Below are 315 nucleotides of genomic sequence, written 5' to 3'. Positions count from 1 at the left end.
AAAGACGTTCGTATTCAGCCGGATTTTTCTCCATGATATTTTTCAAAGCCTCCGGATCGTTTTGAAGGTCTTCGAACTTTTTGTTTGTGGTATCCGTCAGACTGGGAGCATGAACTTCAGGCATTTCCACAGGCTTGATAGCGTCGAGCAGCTTCTTTGCAGTATCGAAGTTGCTGGTCAGGTTCGCTTTCCAATCGTCGCGTACGTCAGCAGTGATTCTTTTTTCTTTGATAGCTTTGTTCAGGACGTTCTCGATCTCCTGTTCCTTGCGTTCCTCTTCTTGTCTTTCGAGCATGTCGACGCGGTCTGCCTTAC

At 46.7% G+C, this 315-nt stretch carries 1 pseudogene; it reads right to left on the bottom strand.

The annotated features are described in order from the left end of the window. Positions 1–315, bottom strand: a pseudogene (locus HMPREF2794_RS05820) (Clp protease ClpP); the annotation flags it as partial.

It is taken from the genome of Bacteroides sp. HMSC067B03 (assembly GCF_001811315.1).
GTDB lineage: Bacteria > Bacteroidota > Bacteroidia > Bacteroidales > Bacteroidaceae > Bacteroides > Bacteroides faecis.
Note: the sequence above shows the minus strand (reverse complement) of the source record. Positions and strands in the feature narration are given on the sequence as shown.